Origin of the sequence: Candidatus Magnetobacterium casense (genome assembly GCF_019173545.1) — a bacterium.
In the GTDB taxonomy this organism is placed as follows: domain Bacteria; phylum Nitrospirota; class Thermodesulfovibrionia; order Thermodesulfovibrionales; family Magnetobacteriaceae; genus Magnetobacterium; species Magnetobacterium cryptolimnobacter.
On sequence record NZ_JABXWD010000043.1, the window covers coordinates 1 to 14,450 of the forward strand.

At 48.2% G+C, this 14,450-nt stretch carries 14 protein-coding genes; 4 read left to right on the plus strand and 10 right to left on the minus strand.

From position 1 onward, the window contains the following. Positions 1–213 precede the first annotated feature (213 nt). Complete coding sequence (locus HWQ67_RS03940; RefSeq protein ID WP_218251341.1) at positions 214–1,125, plus strand: response regulator; 912 nt, start codon at positions 214–216, stop codon at positions 1,123–1,125. Between the two features lie 26 nt (positions 1,126–1,151). Here HWQ67_RS03940 and HWQ67_RS03945 read toward each other — a convergent pair whose 3' ends face one another. Next, positions 1,152–2,858 carry a GspE/PulE family protein gene (locus tag HWQ67_RS03945; protein ID WP_218251342.1) on the minus strand — a complete coding sequence of 569 codons (1,707 nt, stop codon included), beginning with the start codon at positions 2,856–2,858 and terminating at the stop codon, positions 1,152–1,154. A gap of 413 nt (positions 2,859–3,271) precedes the next feature. Here HWQ67_RS03945 and msrP point away from each other — a divergent pair, with 413 nt between their 5' ends. Together msrP and queF are read left to right on the plus strand one after the other, a co-directional pair. Then, positions 3,272–4,177: a protein-methionine-sulfoxide reductase catalytic subunit MsrP gene (gene msrP / locus HWQ67_RS03950; protein WP_218251343.1), complete on the plus strand. Its 906-nt coding sequence runs from the start codon at positions 3,272–3,274 to the stop codon at positions 4,175–4,177. Positions 4,178–4,199: 22 nt separating this feature from the next. Continuing rightward, a complete protein-coding gene (gene queF, locus HWQ67_RS03955; RefSeq protein WP_218251344.1) occupies positions 4,200–4,580 on the plus strand; it encodes a preQ(1) synthase in 381 nt (126 codons plus the stop codon). Between the two features lie 197 nt (positions 4,581–4,777). Here queF and HWQ67_RS19790 read toward each other — a convergent pair whose 3' ends face one another. The 4 genes from HWQ67_RS19790 to HWQ67_RS19795 all read right to left on the minus strand — a co-directional run bounded on the left by HWQ67_RS19790 (position 4,778) and on the right by HWQ67_RS19795 (position 8,874). Next, positions 4,778–6,418: a methyl-accepting chemotaxis protein gene (locus tag HWQ67_RS19790; protein WP_255317104.1), complete on the minus strand. Its 1,641-nt coding sequence runs from the start codon at positions 6,416–6,418 to the stop codon at positions 4,778–4,780. Positions 6,419–6,624: 206 nt separating this feature from the next. Further along, entirely contained in the window at positions 6,625–6,978 is a 354-nt protein-coding gene (locus tag HWQ67_RS03965) for a PD-(D/E)XK nuclease family transposase (RefSeq protein WP_218251345.1), read from the minus strand. 134 nt (positions 6,979–7,112) lie between these two features. After that, positions 7,113–8,579: an IMP dehydrogenase gene (gene guaB, locus HWQ67_RS03970; RefSeq protein ID WP_218251346.1), complete on the minus strand. Its 1,467-nt coding sequence runs from the start codon at positions 8,577–8,579 to the stop codon at positions 7,113–7,115. A 172-nt stretch (positions 8,580–8,751) separates the two neighbouring features. Next, on the minus strand, positions 8,752–8,874 hold the full coding sequence (locus HWQ67_RS19795) for a hypothetical protein (protein WP_255317105.1): 123 nt from the start codon (positions 8,872–8,874) through the stop codon (positions 8,752–8,754). Between the two features lie 245 nt (positions 8,875–9,119). Here HWQ67_RS19795 and HWQ67_RS03975 point away from each other — a divergent pair, with 245 nt between their 5' ends. Further along, a complete protein-coding gene (locus HWQ67_RS03975; RefSeq protein WP_218251347.1) occupies positions 9,120–10,355 on the plus strand; it encodes a diguanylate cyclase in 1,236 nt (411 codons plus the stop codon). A 263-nt stretch (positions 10,356–10,618) separates the two neighbouring features. Here HWQ67_RS03975 and HWQ67_RS03980 read toward each other — a convergent pair whose 3' ends face one another. The 5 genes from HWQ67_RS03980 to HWQ67_RS04000 form a co-directional block, all read right to left on the minus strand. Next, positions 10,619–11,359, minus strand: a complete 741-nt coding sequence (locus HWQ67_RS03980; RefSeq protein WP_218251348.1) for an N-acetylmuramoyl-L-alanine amidase family protein — start codon at positions 11,357–11,359, stop codon at positions 10,619–10,621. 7 nt (positions 11,360–11,366) lie between these two features. Continuing rightward, positions 11,367–12,239 (minus strand): lysozyme inhibitor LprI family protein, encoded by an 873-nt coding sequence (locus tag HWQ67_RS03985; protein WP_218251349.1) that lies wholly within the window; start codon positions 12,237–12,239, stop codon positions 11,367–11,369. Positions 12,240–12,268: 29 nt separating this feature from the next. Then, positions 12,269–13,069 (minus strand): molybdopterin-synthase adenylyltransferase MoeB, encoded by an 801-nt coding sequence (moeB, locus tag HWQ67_RS03990; RefSeq protein ID WP_218251350.1) that lies wholly within the window; start codon positions 13,067–13,069, stop codon positions 12,269–12,271. An 11-nt stretch (positions 13,070–13,080) separates the two neighbouring features. Next, on the minus strand, positions 13,081–13,326 hold the full coding sequence (locus HWQ67_RS03995) for a sulfurtransferase TusA family protein (protein WP_218251351.1): 246 nt from the start codon (positions 13,324–13,326) through the stop codon (positions 13,081–13,083). A gap of 2 nt (positions 13,327–13,328) precedes the next feature. Beyond that, a partial coding sequence (locus HWQ67_RS04000) for a homoserine dehydrogenase (RefSeq protein ID WP_218251352.1) occupies positions 13,329–14,450 on the minus strand: 1,122 nt, incomplete at its 5' end.

Consider the following 14,450-nt stretch of genomic DNA (forward strand, 5'->3'; position numbering starts at 1 on the left):
GCACCACAATAAACCGTGGATGCCAGGATTTAAGCCACTTTTATATCTTCGTAGTATGGCGTTGTTGTTGTGCTTAATCAATATGACCACGCCGGACTGGAGTGCTACCCAGCATACCATCACAGGATTTTTTACAGCAATAATTTTTTTATCACAGCAAGAAACATTTTAACCAATGGACTTTTTTTATCAAATGAGGTTATACTAAACTCTATGCAGAGCGCAGATCAACTGAAGGAATACTCAACCGGTATATCAATCCTATACGTTGAGGATGACGATGTCGTCAGAAATGCAACGTCCAAGATACTATCGCGGTACTTTGATAATGTTATCAGCGTCTCAAACGGCAAGGAAGGTGTCGAGGCCTACATGCATGGTACGTTTGATATAGTCATAGCGGATATCTACATGCCTGTGATGAACGGGATCAAGATGACAAAGCGTATCCGTGAGATCAATAGCGAACAACTGGTAATAGTCACCACCGCATACAATGACTACCAGTACCTGTTGGAGTTGATTGCCATTGGCATCAATTATTTCATACTAAAGCCCCTGGAACCAAGCAAGTTGATTTCCGTGTTGTACAGGGCGTGCCGAAAGATTCATAACGAACGTTACCTGGAAGAATGCCGCAAGCAAATAGAAGAAAACATCGGCAAACAGACCATTGAGCTGACCAAAACCAGGGAGCTTCTTCAGTCAGAGATCACCAGACGGCAGCAGACAGAGCAACAGCTCATAGCGTACCTGAAAGATGGCGAAGGACTGTTTAAGACACTATGCCTCTCTGCCCCTGACGTTGTCGTTGTAATGGACATCGACGGGGTTGTATCCTTTTGGAACAACGCGGCAGAGGCAATGTTTGGCTATACGCAGGCAGAGGTAATCGGCAAAGAACTCCACAGGTTAATATCCCCGCAGCAGCATTATCAAAGCTACACGGATGTCTTTGCACGTCTGAGGCAATCAGGTCAGGGCAGTGGCAGTGATGACGGCATTGTTGGCAAGGCAGTGCAACTTGAGGCAGTCAATAAGAGTGGGGAAGGTATATATATTGAGTTATACGCATGGAAGTTTGGCACAGATGGCAGATTGCATGTCGCCTGTATAATCAAGTGATGTTACCGGTTATTGGTGGTGAGTTTTTAGTGCAGGGTTCTGATCAGTTGATTTAGCTCAATAGTTCCGGCGAAGACCTTTGAGATACCGTCCTGGTATAGGGTTTGCATTCCGTCTTTTATTGCCTGTTGCCTGATTACGTCTGGGGCGGATTTTTTCAGGATCAGCTTTCTGGTGTTTTCGGAGGCAATGAGGAGTTCGAAGATGGCAGTCTTTCCGCTATATCCGGTGTTGTTGCACTTATCGCATCCGGTTTCGCGATACAGGACGAGTTTGTCGTTGTACTGGATATTGAGGTCGTTAAATGTTTCGTGTCCGTACTCCTGCACCAGATATTCGAACTCTACGTTGTCGGGATGATATTGCTCCTTGCAGAATGAGCACAGAGATGGCACGAGGTTCAGGGCGAGCACACCCAATAAGCCATTGGCAAGGCTGTAGGTATCCAGGCCCATTTCAATGAGAGCCTCGATGGCCCCTGTTGTGGTTGTGCCGTATATGGAGCTAAGTACGAGGCGTCCCTTGATGACGGCGCCCAGGAGCTTGGCGGCAATGTCTGCACTGTTGAGCTCACCAACCATCACAACGTCCGGCTCGACGCTCAGGATAGTGTTTGTTGCTGCCCCAATATCAAATTCCGTACTTGGTCTGACTTCTATCTGATGCACGCGCTGGTGGGATATCTCTACGGGAAACTCCGCCGCACATATCAGCAGGTCATGCACGTTGAGATGACTGACAAGTGCGTGAAGCGCCGTCGTTTTACCGGAGGCCCTTGGCCCGACCACCAGAAACATCCCGTATCGCTTCTCCAAAACCCCCTTGAGGCGATTGACGCTTGCGACATGCAGACCGATGTCCTCAAGCATCATCTTTCTCAGGGGATTGGCTATCCTGATGACAGCGGATTCTCCGTTGATTGTCGGCAGGATGTGCAAAAAGAGCAGTATTGGCACGCCCTTGTACAGGAATTTTATCTTCCCCTCCTGTGGCAGATTTGATTGGGCGATATTTATCACGGCCATTATCTTAAACCTGTTAATGACGGCCTTATGGTATGCGTATGGAATCTCCGAGCGATGCTCTATGAACTTACCTTCCCCAATGTATCGAACATCGATAGTGCCTCTTGACTTGTTTGGCTCTATAAAAACCCTGGAAGCCCCCTTTTCATGAGCCGTGACTATGACCTGATTGACAAAGCGCACGACAAAACCCTCTTCCGTGGTAGCGGTATCAGAGGTTGATTTGTCGTCATCCCTGGCACCCGCTTCACCGTGCTTGTCTGCATGTATACCAAAGGCACCTTCGCCCTCGATGGATTGTATGAACTTTAGGATATCATCCTTCATTGCTATCAGGAACTCGTACTGCGGGGCCTTGATCATGCGCTTTATCTCCTTGACCGTCATATCATGCAGGCCGCTGACGGCAAACACCGCCCTGTTGTCCGTGTGCGACACAGGTACCCAATAGTTCTTCTTGAGAACACCGAGGTTGATCCCCCTGAGCAGCTCCAGCGGAACATCAATCCTATCACTGTACTCTATCACGCTGCATCTGTAAAACTGCGAAAACGATTCAAGGATATCCTTCTTGTGCACATTATACTTTGTCATCAATATTGTTTCGACGTCTGTCTTTGATTCACGTGCCTTTACCAGGGCCTCCTTTAAATCAATCTCGGAGATTATATTTCTGGTTATGAGATTATGAAATCTATTTGCTATCATTTGCTAGTGTCTCCTGTGCCATAATAATAAAACTGTCCTATACTACAACATTGTCGCATAAATGATCAAGCATTCATGAGTTCCGGCAGCAGTTCAGAGTACAAAAATTATAGACACATCCCACAAGTTACCAGGTGAACTATTACTAATATAGCGCGTTTCGATTGCTTGCGATACAAGAAAAGAAAGGGGCGGCTCCGCTTCTTTGTCGCTCCAGGACGCTCCTGGCCCCTTCAGAACCCCCCGCAAGGGGACCAGTCCCCCCTTTATGCCGGGGGTCGCTGACCCCTTGACCCCGTAAAAATGCCACGTATTTTGTATTTAACCCAATCGAATTCTGCTATAAAATATTAGTTTGGGGAGCATTTACTTTTGTATGGACTTTCTTGTTAAAATAGAGTAAGTATTGGCAGATGGCAAAAGAGCATGACGACATGAAAAGTTCCGAAATAACGGACAAAGCCTTGTATCTGAACCGCCGGGAGTTTATAGCATCTGCGGCAACGGCTGCATTGTCCACCAAATCCGACCTGAGCTATGCCAGAAACTCAGACCTTTCGACAAGCGAGGGACAGACCAGCTTTGATGTCGTGGCCAACTACAATAACTTCTACGAGTTCTCCATGGGCAAGACGGACATCATTGACCTGGCCAAAAATCTCAGGGTTCGTCCCTGGACTGTCAGCGTCGAGGGGCTTATCAACAATCCCAGGGTCTATGACATCGACGACCTGTTGAGGCTTTTTCCGTTGGAGGAGCGCATATATCGGTTTCGATGCGTGGAGGGATGGTCGATGGTAGTGCCGTGGTTGGGGTTTCCGCTGGCCGAGCTTGTCAAACATTGCCGGCCGCAGTCGGACGCCAGGTACGTGGAGTTTGTCACACTGCATGACACAAAGCAAATGCCGGGACAAAAGACAAACGTCCTTGCCTGGCCATACGTGGAGGGTCTGCGATTGGATGAGGCCCTGCACCCCTTAACGTTGATGGTCGTTGGAATGTATGGCGAACTGTTGCCAAACCAGAACGGGGCGCCTCTGCGGCTTATTGTCCCGTGGAAGTATGGCTTTAAGAGTGTTAAGTCCATCGTCAGACTAAGATTTATCCAACGACAGCCCCTGACAACATGGAACGTCACCAGTCCCAATGAGTACGGGTTCTACGCAAACGTCAACCCGCACGTCAGTCATCCCAGATGGAGTCAGGCAAAGGAACGTCGCCTGGGAGAATTCACAAAGCGAGACACCATGATGTTTAACGGATACGCCAACCAGGTAGCACACCTGTACTCGGGTATAGACCTGACCAGGAACTTTTAAATCCCCATTATGGAGGAATTTATTGCAGTACGGTGAGAAAAACATAGAAAACGCCCAATTGGAACTGTGGGGGAATCCGGCTACCGAAAAAGACTACGAAATCAACATAGAGTTTCCGGAGTTTACGTGTCTGTGCCCACGTTCGGGTTATCCGGACTTCGCTACGATCAAGATTACCTACATCCCCGATGCCCACATCGTCGAACTCAAGTCCCTCAAACTCTACCTAAACTCCTTCCGTAATAAGGCCATATCCCACGAGCAGACAGCCAACGTCATCTACGACGAGCTATACAAAAAGCTCAACCCCCGCTACCTATGCGTCATAGGGGACTTCAATCCACGGGGTAACGTAAAGACTGTAATCAAGGTCACATCCTCCAATACAGAAAAAAGTCCTTAAGGGTGAAACCCTCAGTTTGTACCTTACGTTGGAGGTTTTTTGGGGTCTTTCATAAATAGGTAGCACTCCATTCAAACGTGGTCACGTTGCTCACGCACAGCAACAATGCCATATTACGAAAATATAAAAGTGGCTAAAATCCCGCCCCCCACGGTTAATTGCGGTACTGCCTTACACGTGGCACCTTTATACAATGGTCAGCCTATCAATCGTTTTCCTTTGCCTTTCGCCTTATCACCGATATCAAACCGCCCGATGATTGCATGAAGGTCTGATGAGAGCTTTGAGAGTCCGCCGGCGGCTTGTGATATCTGATGTGAACTTGCGGATGTATCACCGGCTACACTCGCTATGGACTCAATGTCAACAGATATGGTTTCCGACACCGTTGACATTTCCTCGGTTGCCGAGGCTATATGATGTACCATCGACTGGAGACCTCTGACGCTCTGGACTATCTTATCAAGGGAGGTGCCTGCCTCTTTGGCAAGTTCCACGCCTGAGTCCACCCTCCTGGTGCCATCCTGCATTGATCTCACGGCCTTTTCCGTCTCACCCTGGATGGTGCTGATCATACTGCTGATCTCCGTTGTTGACGTTGATGTTCTTTCGGCCAGCTTGCGCACCTCATCGGCCACCACCGCAAACCCCCTGCCCTGCTCTCCTGCCCTGGCAGCCTCTATGGCCGCATTCAGCGCCAGAAGGTTGGTCTGATCCGCTATGCCCTTTATCACGTTTATGATCTCACCGATCTGCTTTGAACGATTCCCCAACGAGGTTATTACCTCGGACAATAACGATACCGTCTTTGATATCTCCTGAACCTCTCTTACCGTTTTGCCTACAACCGTAGAGCCATCATCGGCCACCTTTAAGGTATTCGCAGCCGATAATGCCATCTCAGAGGCGCTCCTGGCTATGTCTGTAACCGTCTGCGACATCTGTGCTGAAGCGGTGGCGATCTGTCCGGACTTGCCTTTTTCTTCGTCAACCATGCCTACTATCTGCCCAACTGCCGTGTTCAACTCCGCAGACCCCTCCGTAAGCATGTCTGTTGCAGACAACAACTGCCCCACGATCTGCCTTAAACTAACAATCATGGTGTTAAACGAAGTTGCCAGCTCCCCTATTTCGTCGTCGCTCATTATTGGGACATCCACCGTTAAATCCCCCCTTGATGCCCTGTCTGCCGCTTCCTTTAAACTTAGAACCTTCTTCATTATGTTACGGACAAGTGTTGTGCTGAGTATAATTCCCAAGAGCACTGCCACAATAAGCGCCACTACGATCAGAACCTCTATCTTAGAGGCTATCGATAGTGTATACGTTTTTTTTTCCTTTAAATTTTTCATTGCAGTTTCGTCCAGACGCTTCAAAGCCTCCGCAAGGGGCCTGTCTACCCCCTTTATCTGTTTGTCTATGGCAATGACATCATCACTTGTTTCCCTAGCCTTTACAAGTTCGTCAATGGCATTTTCGTATCTTGCGAAATGCTCTTTTACGGCGGCTACTTCGGATTTCTCCCTTTCGTCATCGGCCAGTTTCTCAAAAGCATCTATTTGCTTTTTTATCTCAGAGACACTCTCTCGAAATGAGGCTATGTACTTACTATCTTTCCTTAGCAGGTAGTTCTTGTAACTTTGAACTGCATTTCCAAGCAGCACCCTGGCCTCCATTGATGCCTCCATCTGAGCGGCATCCACTTCGATGTTATACACGAAACGCCCCACTACATATCTGAGGCCCAAAAAAGATGTAATACCAATTATCAATAGCAAGAATATAACTATCCCTACTATGCCATAGAGCTTTGCTGACAGTGTTACGCCCTTTCTCATAAGAGTCTATCTCCTTAACCGTATAATTTGCCAAGCTGCTTGCCGTTAATAAGCATTATATGCCAACGATTACCTGAAGGTCAAGATAATTTTTGTTAATGTAAATATTTCTGTGGTGAAGTAGGTACATATTTGGAGTTAAGAATTATGGGGTCATGGATTCCTGCTTTCGCAGGAATGACAGTTACAGGCGTTTTCCAAGTGTGTCATTCCTGGCTTGACCAGGAATCCAAGATGCGTAAAAGTATAGTTACCATGAAATTTAAAGAAGATACGAATTTGTAATGTGACATTGTCAAGTTAAAGAGGATACTTTGAACCTGTATCTCAACTATAAACGTTACGTTCCTCTTGTCTATTGCCCGTATATCCAGCATGGTATGTTTTAAGGTCGGTATCTCCGGGGCTTGCCAGGGATTCAATATCGTTAAATCATCTATCTCTCTGTCTCCGCTGATGTCCAGCAACGAATTCAAAAAGGACATTAGTATCTCCTTCTTGTTTTCGTTGCCAAATATCTTCTTAAACGCTATATCGTTTCGTACGTCTACAAACTGCATTCTTTATTCTACCCGTAAATCCTAAAGTAAAGCAACAGGCAACTTCAGCAGCCCAAAGAGGGCGGTGTGTTTTGCCCCTCCTTGATCTCCCCCGCACCGGGACTTCTTTATTTGTGACTGAAACGTGTACCGGCCTATTCGGTTCTGTAATTGGGTGATTCCTTTGTGATAATTACGTCATGGACATGGCTTTCCCTGAGACCTGCGTTGGTAATCTGTATGAGTCTGGCATTTTCACGCAATTGCTGTAGGTTTGCACATCCGCAGTATCCCATGCCCGACCTTAACCCACCAACCAGTTGAAAGACCGTTTCGGCCAGCGACCCTCTGTATGGCACTCGTCCCTCAACGCCCTCGGGGACCAGCTTGGTAGTCTCTGCGACATCTCCCTGCATGTACCTGTCCCGTGCGCCCTGGGCATCAGCCATAGCGCCAAGCGAACCCATCCCCCTGTAGACCTTGTAACTCCTGCCCTGATACAGTACCGTCTCCCCGGGGGACTCCTCCGTACCGGCAAACAGATTGCCGATCATTACGACATGTGCACCGGCTGCCAGGGCCTTTGTGACATCGCCGGAGTACTTTATCCCGCCATCGGCTATGATTGGTACATCGTGCTCCCTGGCCACCTGGTATGTCTGCGATATGGCCGTTATCTGGGGCACTCCAACGCCGGCCACTATGCGCGTTGTACAGATTGAACCCGGCCCCACTCCCACCTTGATGCCATCTGCTCCGGCTTCGATCAGGTCAATGGCGGCCTCCTTTGTGGCAATGTTGCCCGCTATGACCGATATGCTGTAACGCTTCTTTATCCCCTTCAGCGTCTCTATCACGGCGCTTGAGTGGCCATGCGCAGTGTCTATTACAACAAGGTCTACTCCGTTTTCTATGAGCCTATCGATCCTGTCATAGGTCTCCTTGCCCGTGCCCACCGCCGCTCCAACCCTCAGCCTGCCGAACTTGTCCTTGCACGCACAGGGGTATTTCCTCTTCTTTTCTATGTCCTTGATGGTTATCAGGCCCTTGAGTCTGAACTCCGAGTCCACTATAGGCAGCTTTTCTATCCTGTAGCGGTGCAGCAGCTCCTTGGCGCTATCGAGGTCAGTACCCTCGGGGGCTGTTACAAGCCTCTCGCTTGTCATGACCTCACTTACCTGCTTGTTGACATTGGTCTCAAATCGCAGGTCCCTGTTTGTAAGGATACCTATCAACTTATAATTTTCTGTAACCGGCACTCCCGATATCCTGAACTTCTCCATCAACGCAAGGGCATCCCTGACATGGCTCTCCGGGGAAATCGTCACGGGGTCAACTATCATACCACTTTCGGACTTCTTTACCTTATTCACCTCCGATGCCTGCTTCTCTATGGACATTGCCTTGTGTATTATGCCGATGCCACCCTCCCTGGCTACCGCTATGGCAAGACGCGACTCCGTCACCGTGTCCATTGCAGCACTTACGATGGGAATATTTAGCTGTATATCACGCGTTATAAAAGTCTCCACGTTCACCGTGGATGGCACAACTTCAGACCTGCCCGGCACCAACAGCACATCATCAAAGGTCAGACCCAATGGTATCTTATCCTGGTTCATTTTAACCTCATTTCTCCTTAGTTGTTAATATTAACTATATAGTTAAGACTCATTTTCCCTAAGGGCATTCCAACAGCACCTGTTGTTTGTCCCCCAGCAACATTGCAAATTAGCTCTATGCTGACATATATTATAACAAATACTATAATAAAAAAAAGCTGGGGAGGGCAACTTATGGCCTTCTTACGCACCAGTTGACAATGGACCTGACCAGGGCTGAGACTATCATTGTCCTGTGTGTGGACTTTAACAACAGCTCTGCCTCCATGTTGACGACTACACCGCACTCCAGCATGCAGCGTTGTAGTCAAGTAACGCTATGAGCGTGGGATTTTCACCACACGGCCGGAGCTACGTTAATAATTATACCATATAGCTATACTATTAAGGTAAACAACTATAACTTGAGGCATCAGAAAAACCCCATGGACTCCGGCTAAATATCTGACTTGACACATATATAAGATATGTGTTAGAATAATTATTAATGAAGATATTAATCGTTGACGATGATAAAGGTGACATATATCTGATAAAAAAATGTTGAACAAGATCAGCAATGATTTTTCCTTAGAAACCGCCAGTTCCTTTAAAGAAGCCTTATCTCTTATTGAAAACAATAGCCATGACATCTGCCTGTTCGGCTTCAGATTGCCCGAAGGTGATGGCATAAGCCTTATGCGTACTGCAAGACAAAGGGGCTTAAAAGCACCGGTTATCTTCCTAACCGGCATGGAAGATCAAGATAAGGCTGTAAATGCGATGAAAGAAGGGGCTTTGGACTATCTCCAAAAATCAAAATTAACACCAGAGCTATTATATCAATCAATCAAATCGTCTATAGAGCTGCAAAAGCGAAACGATGAGATCAAAAACACCAGGGATTTTCTTAATGACGTAATCGATGGCGTAGATGACCCTATTATTGTCATAGATTTGAATTATAATGTCATCCTGGTAAACAGGGTTGTGCGGGAGAAATATCCTGTATATGTCAATGATATGGAGACGCTTCTATGCTATAAGGTTTCCCACTGCTGTGATAAACCCTGTGATGATACAAGCCATCCCTGTCCATTAAGCATAGTGCGTGAAACAGGCCGTTCCGTGAAGGTCGTGCATGAACACTACCAAAAGGATGGCGAGATGAGATTTATAGAGATATTGGCCTCTCCCCTTAGAGATGCTGATAATAATATATATGCTATCATAGAATCTACCCGTGATATCACCGAACGAAAGCTGGCAGAAATGACCTTGGAATTCAAGGCTAATTATGACGTTCTTACTGGACTGCCCAACAGGATTTCTTTCTACGATCGCATGGCTCATGTAATGGCTTTAACTAAACGACAGAAAAAAACATTTGCCTTGATGCTATTAGATTTGGACTTTTTTAAGGAAGTAAATGACAATTTTGGGCATGACACTGGAGACAGCCTACTTAGGGAGGCTGCAAAGAGACTTAAAAACTGTGTCCGTGAGTCTGATACAGTAGCTCGCCTTGGGGGAGATGAATTTACTATAATACTTAATTGTGTTGTTGATAAAGATTCTGTGTTATCTGTAGCTCGAAAGATTATTAACACCATATCTGAACCATATATCCTAAATGGCAATCAATGCTCTATTGGGGTCAGCATAGGTATATGCCTATATCCAAATGATGGCTGTGATATTGATACACTTATAAAAAAAGCAGACATTGCCATGTATCAAGCAAAAAAACTTGGCAGAAACACACATCATCTTTATAATCATATAGAAAATCATTAAACATAGTGATTAAAGCCAAAATATTCATCTGTGAGTGTACCCTCCCTCTTTTTGTATCGTATCCAATCGAAACGTGCTATACAACAAAAGGCGATGCTAAAGGAACAGACATTGGTTTATATATGGCTAAGACGATAATAGAAAAAAACATGGGAGGTCATATCTCATGCAGAAATACGCAAGACGGAGTCGCCTTCATAATAGAATTAGACATCGTATATATTCAGTAGGGGACCCCCCCTGCATTCTTCAGACGAAGCAACTCATGGCCTTCTTACGCACCAGTTGACAATGGACCTGACCAGGGCGGAGACTATCAGCTCCATGTATGTGGATTTTAACAACAGTTCTTCCTCCCTGTTGACGATCACGCCGCACTCCAGCAAGACCGCCGGCATCTGCGTATTGGCAAGCACCACCAGGTCATCAAACCTGTATATGCCCTTTGCCTGATCGACAAGCTCACGATTTTCTCCGGGGATATTCTCTGCGTGATGCAAGGTGGGTCGTAAACCGGCCTCCAGCAATGCCCCACCAAGGATGTCCGCAAATGCCAGACTCTCTGTGGGGGAGGCGTTGCGCCCGGAGTAGAAGATCGAAAACCCCTTGAACATATCACTGTAGCGGTACGTCTTGCCGTTGTGTTCCCACGTAGACAGATATACGGGTTGCACAGAGTCATGGTGAATAGAGACAAACAGGTCGGACTTCTTTGAGTTTGCAACCAGTACCCGTTCTTTCAGCGAAATGCCGTTGGCGTCGATCATAAACGCCCCCGTTATACCGGCGTCCCTGAGTTCCTTAAGCAGGAGGGTTGCCACCGCCTTGTTGAAGTCGTACTCGCTCTGTCCCCGTGCACTTGTGGCCCCCGGGGATTTCTTGCTGTGTCCCACGTCGATGGCCACAACAAATGTGCCGTCGCCGCAATCCGCCCCGGCATACGATAACAACAACAGCACAAACACCACCCCCCGGAGGATTATCCCCACAATCACACGGGGCATGGAGGGCTTACTTTGACACAAACGGAAGATAACCATCCGGCATGGAATAGTCAAATTGCGCCGTACCAAAGTTCACTACAATGCTTTTGTCCTCAACCAGTTCGTTAAGTTCAGCGCTTGAGTCAATCTTGCCAATATACTCTCTTCCGAGCTTTATATCCATACCCTGCGCACTGCCCGGGGTTGCAATCCACTTGCCATTTTCCCTGACATATACCTTTCCGTTATCGAGGTCAACGCCAATGCCAACATTGGCATAGGAGTCATCATAGACCTCCTTGCGGCGGATGTATACTGTGAAACCGGTATAGAGTTCCGGTGATCTCGCCGTGATATTTAGCACGACATTACCTTCTTTTTTGGCAATCCGTGCACGGTTGTACTTGACCTCAAAGTACCACTTGCCCTTGTTGTGGGACTTCTTTGACACTATATCGTAGTAATCCGCTTTGTTGGCGGAGGCTTCGTAGGCGTCGGAGGGCGGCGGCATGGACTTGACATCGGCCTTGTAGGCCTCAAGCTCATTGACTCGCTTGTTTGTAAAACGCACAACACACAACGTCTTCTGACGGTCGGCCATGATCTTCTGCAACCACTTCTGACGATCACTCTCCTTGGAGTCCAGCTTACATTGCGCATCACGGGTCTTTAACCAAGCACGCTGCTGTTTGCGAAGGCTCTCTTGTGCACCGGTATCCAGCAACTTCATCAGCTCCTGGTACACCTGGTTGATTCTCTTGTCTGAATCTACGAGATCGTTACTTATGCACAACCTCACTTCCTCATCCCCCTTTGGATTGATGCAGTCCGCCCACGATTCCAGCACAATCGCAAGTGACAGCACACACATCACAACAAACACACTCCCAAACCTTCTCATGTGATATTCTCCCTTTAGTGTTGCAAGTATTAAACGCTGCAATATACGACGTTGTAGTCTTGTAGTTCGGTGATCGTGGGGTTTTCGCCACACACCGGACACTTTGGGTTCTTGGGAACCTTGACCTTTCTGAAGGTCGTCTTGAGGGCGTCGATTATCAGTAGTGTATTTTTAAGGACATCGCCCTTGTCGATGATCAGCTTGAGTACCTCCATTGCCTGCAACCCGCCGACGATCCCCGGCAAGACGCCCAACACTCCAGCTTCCTGACACGATGGCACCAGTCCCGGTGGTGGCATATCCTCAAACAAACACCTGTAGCAGTGCCCCTGTTTTGGCAATATCGTTGTCACCTGTCCCTCAAAACGCAGAATCGCCCCACTAACCAACGGCTTGCCCGCCATGACGCAGGCATCGTTTACGAGGTAGCGTGTGGGGAAGTTGTCGCTGCCGTCAACTACGATATCGTAGTCCTTGATGAGTTCGAGGATGTTATCCCTGGTCAGACGCTGTTTGAGGGCTACGATTTCGACTTCGGGGTTGAGGGCGTTGAAGGTTTCCTTTGCAGACTGCACCTTGGGCATACCGAGGGTCTTGGTGCTGTGTGCGATCTGACGCTGGAGGTTGCTTAATTCGACGTGGTCGTCGTCTATGATGGCAATCCTGCCCACGCCCGCCGCCGTTAAGAAATACCCCACCGGAGAACCCAGTCCGCCGGCTCCAACCAGAAACACCTTTGCTGCGGCGATCTTCGCCTGCCCCTTGCCTCCGATCTCCGGCAGAATTATATGCCGGCTATAACGCAATACCTGATCTTCCGTGAAATCCATAGTGCCCTGACCTACTCCCTTTCCTTTCTGATTAACAGTATCCAGTCCTTGTCATTGACCTTGTCAACCTTCAGGACCTTATGTCCGTGGTCCTGCATCGACTTGGGGATACTCACCGAAGCCTCCTGATAGTCAAGGACGATCTCAAGCACCTCTCCCACATTCATTGTTTCGATGGCCAGCTTGGACTTCACAAACGTGTAGGGACAATGCAGCCCCCGTATATCTATTCTCTTGTTGGGGATAATATCTTCCATGATTATTCCTTGCCCTCCACTCGTATAAATTTTGTGGTATCGGCGACAACTGGTAATATGTCTATCTTGGCAACGGCATCGAGGACGTCTCTTTCGCGTGCCTTGTGGGTCAGCACAACAAGCGGGATGGCCTCTCCTGCCCTTCTCTCCTTCTGTATCACCGCAGAGATGCTTATGTCATGGTCGCCAAGGACGCCTGATATCTTTGACAGTACGCCGGGCTTATCCAAGGCCGTGAATCTGAAGTAGTACATCGAGTACACGTCCCGGATGTCTTTAATCTTCAGGGAGGAGGAGTTGTCTTGTCCGAGGGTGTGGCTATATCCCTTGGCGATATCGATGATGTCGCTGACGACGGCACTGCCTGTTGGCATATCCCCGGCCCCTCTGCCGTAGTACATGGTTTCGCCCACGGCGTCGCCGATGACGTAGACGGCGTTGAGGACGTCGTCTACCTGTGAGATAAGGTAGTCTTGTGGGATCATTGTTGGATGCACCCTGAGTTCTACTTCGCCGTCGATGTTCTTGGTGATTGCCAGGAGCTTGATCTTGTATCCCAGTTCCGTTGCAAACTGTATATCGAGTGGTGTGATGGCCGTGATGCCTTCCTTGTACACCTTGTCGTAGGACAGTTCGATCCCGTAGGCGAGGCATGACAGCAGGGTCAGTTTGTGTGCCGTATCGATGCCCTCTATGTCGAAGGAGGGATTGGCCTCGGCATAGCCCAGCGCCTGAGCCTCTTTGAGTGCGTCCTCAAAGCTGATCCCTTCCCTGGTCATCTTTGTCAGGATGTAGTTGGAGGTCCCGTTGATGATCCCATAGATGGCGGAGATGTTGTTGGCGGCAAGACCTTCCCTGAGCACCTTGATTATGGGGATACCTCCGGCAACGGCGGCCTCAAAGCCGACGGTTTTGTTGTGTTTGAGGGCCTCTGCAAATATCTCATGTCCCTCCTGTGCAAGGAGGGCCTTGTTTGCGGTTACGACGTGTTTGCCTTGTTTGATGGCGTCGAGGATGAAGGTCTTTGCGGGTTTAAAGCCACCCACCAGCTCGACGACCACGTCTATTTCGGGGTCGTTGATGATTTCGTAGGCATCCGTGGTCAGGACCCCGGGAGGGATGTT

Bases quoted from the DNA above. Each gene is read 5' to 3' on its own strand.
- HWQ67_RS03940 (WP_218251341.1), top strand. From the start codon at position 214: ATGCAGAGCGCAGATCAACTGAAGGAATACTCAACCGGTATATCAATC.
- HWQ67_RS03945 (WP_218251342.1), bottom strand. From the start codon at position 2,858: ATGATAGCAAATAGATTTCATAATCTCATAACCAGAAATATAATCTCC.
- msrP (WP_218251343.1), top strand. From the start codon at position 3,272: ATGGCAAAAGAGCATGACGACATGAAAAGTTCCGAAATAACGGACAAA.
- HWQ67_RS19790 (WP_255317104.1), bottom strand. From the start codon at position 6,418: ATGAGAAAGGGCGTAACACTGTCAGCAAAGCTCTATGGCATAGTAGGG.
- HWQ67_RS03965 (WP_218251345.1), bottom strand. From the start codon at position 6,978: ATGCAGTTTGTAGACGTACGAAACGATATAGCGTTTAAGAAGATATTT.
- guaB (WP_218251346.1), bottom strand. From the start codon at position 8,579: ATGAACCAGGATAAGATACCATTGGGTCTGACCTTTGATGATGTGCTG.
- HWQ67_RS19795 (WP_255317105.1), bottom strand. From the start codon at position 8,874: ATGCTGGAGTGCGGTGTAGTCGTCAACATGGAGGCAGAGCTGTTGTTA.
- HWQ67_RS03975 (WP_218251347.1), top strand. From the start codon at position 9,120: ATGTTGAACAAGATCAGCAATGATTTTTCCTTAGAAACCGCCAGTTCC.
- HWQ67_RS03980 (WP_218251348.1), bottom strand. From the start codon at position 11,359: ATGCCCCGTGTGATTGTGGGGATAATCCTCCGGGGGGTGGTGTTTGTG.
- HWQ67_RS03985 (WP_218251349.1), bottom strand. From the start codon at position 12,239: ATGAGAAGGTTTGGGAGTGTGTTTGTTGTGATGTGTGTGCTGTCACTT.
- moeB (WP_218251350.1), bottom strand. From the start codon at position 13,069: ATGGATTTCACGGAAGATCAGGTATTGCGTTATAGCCGGCATATAATT.
- HWQ67_RS03995 (WP_218251351.1), bottom strand. From the start codon at position 13,326: ATGGAAGATATTATCCCCAACAAGAGAATAGATATACGGGGGCTGCAT.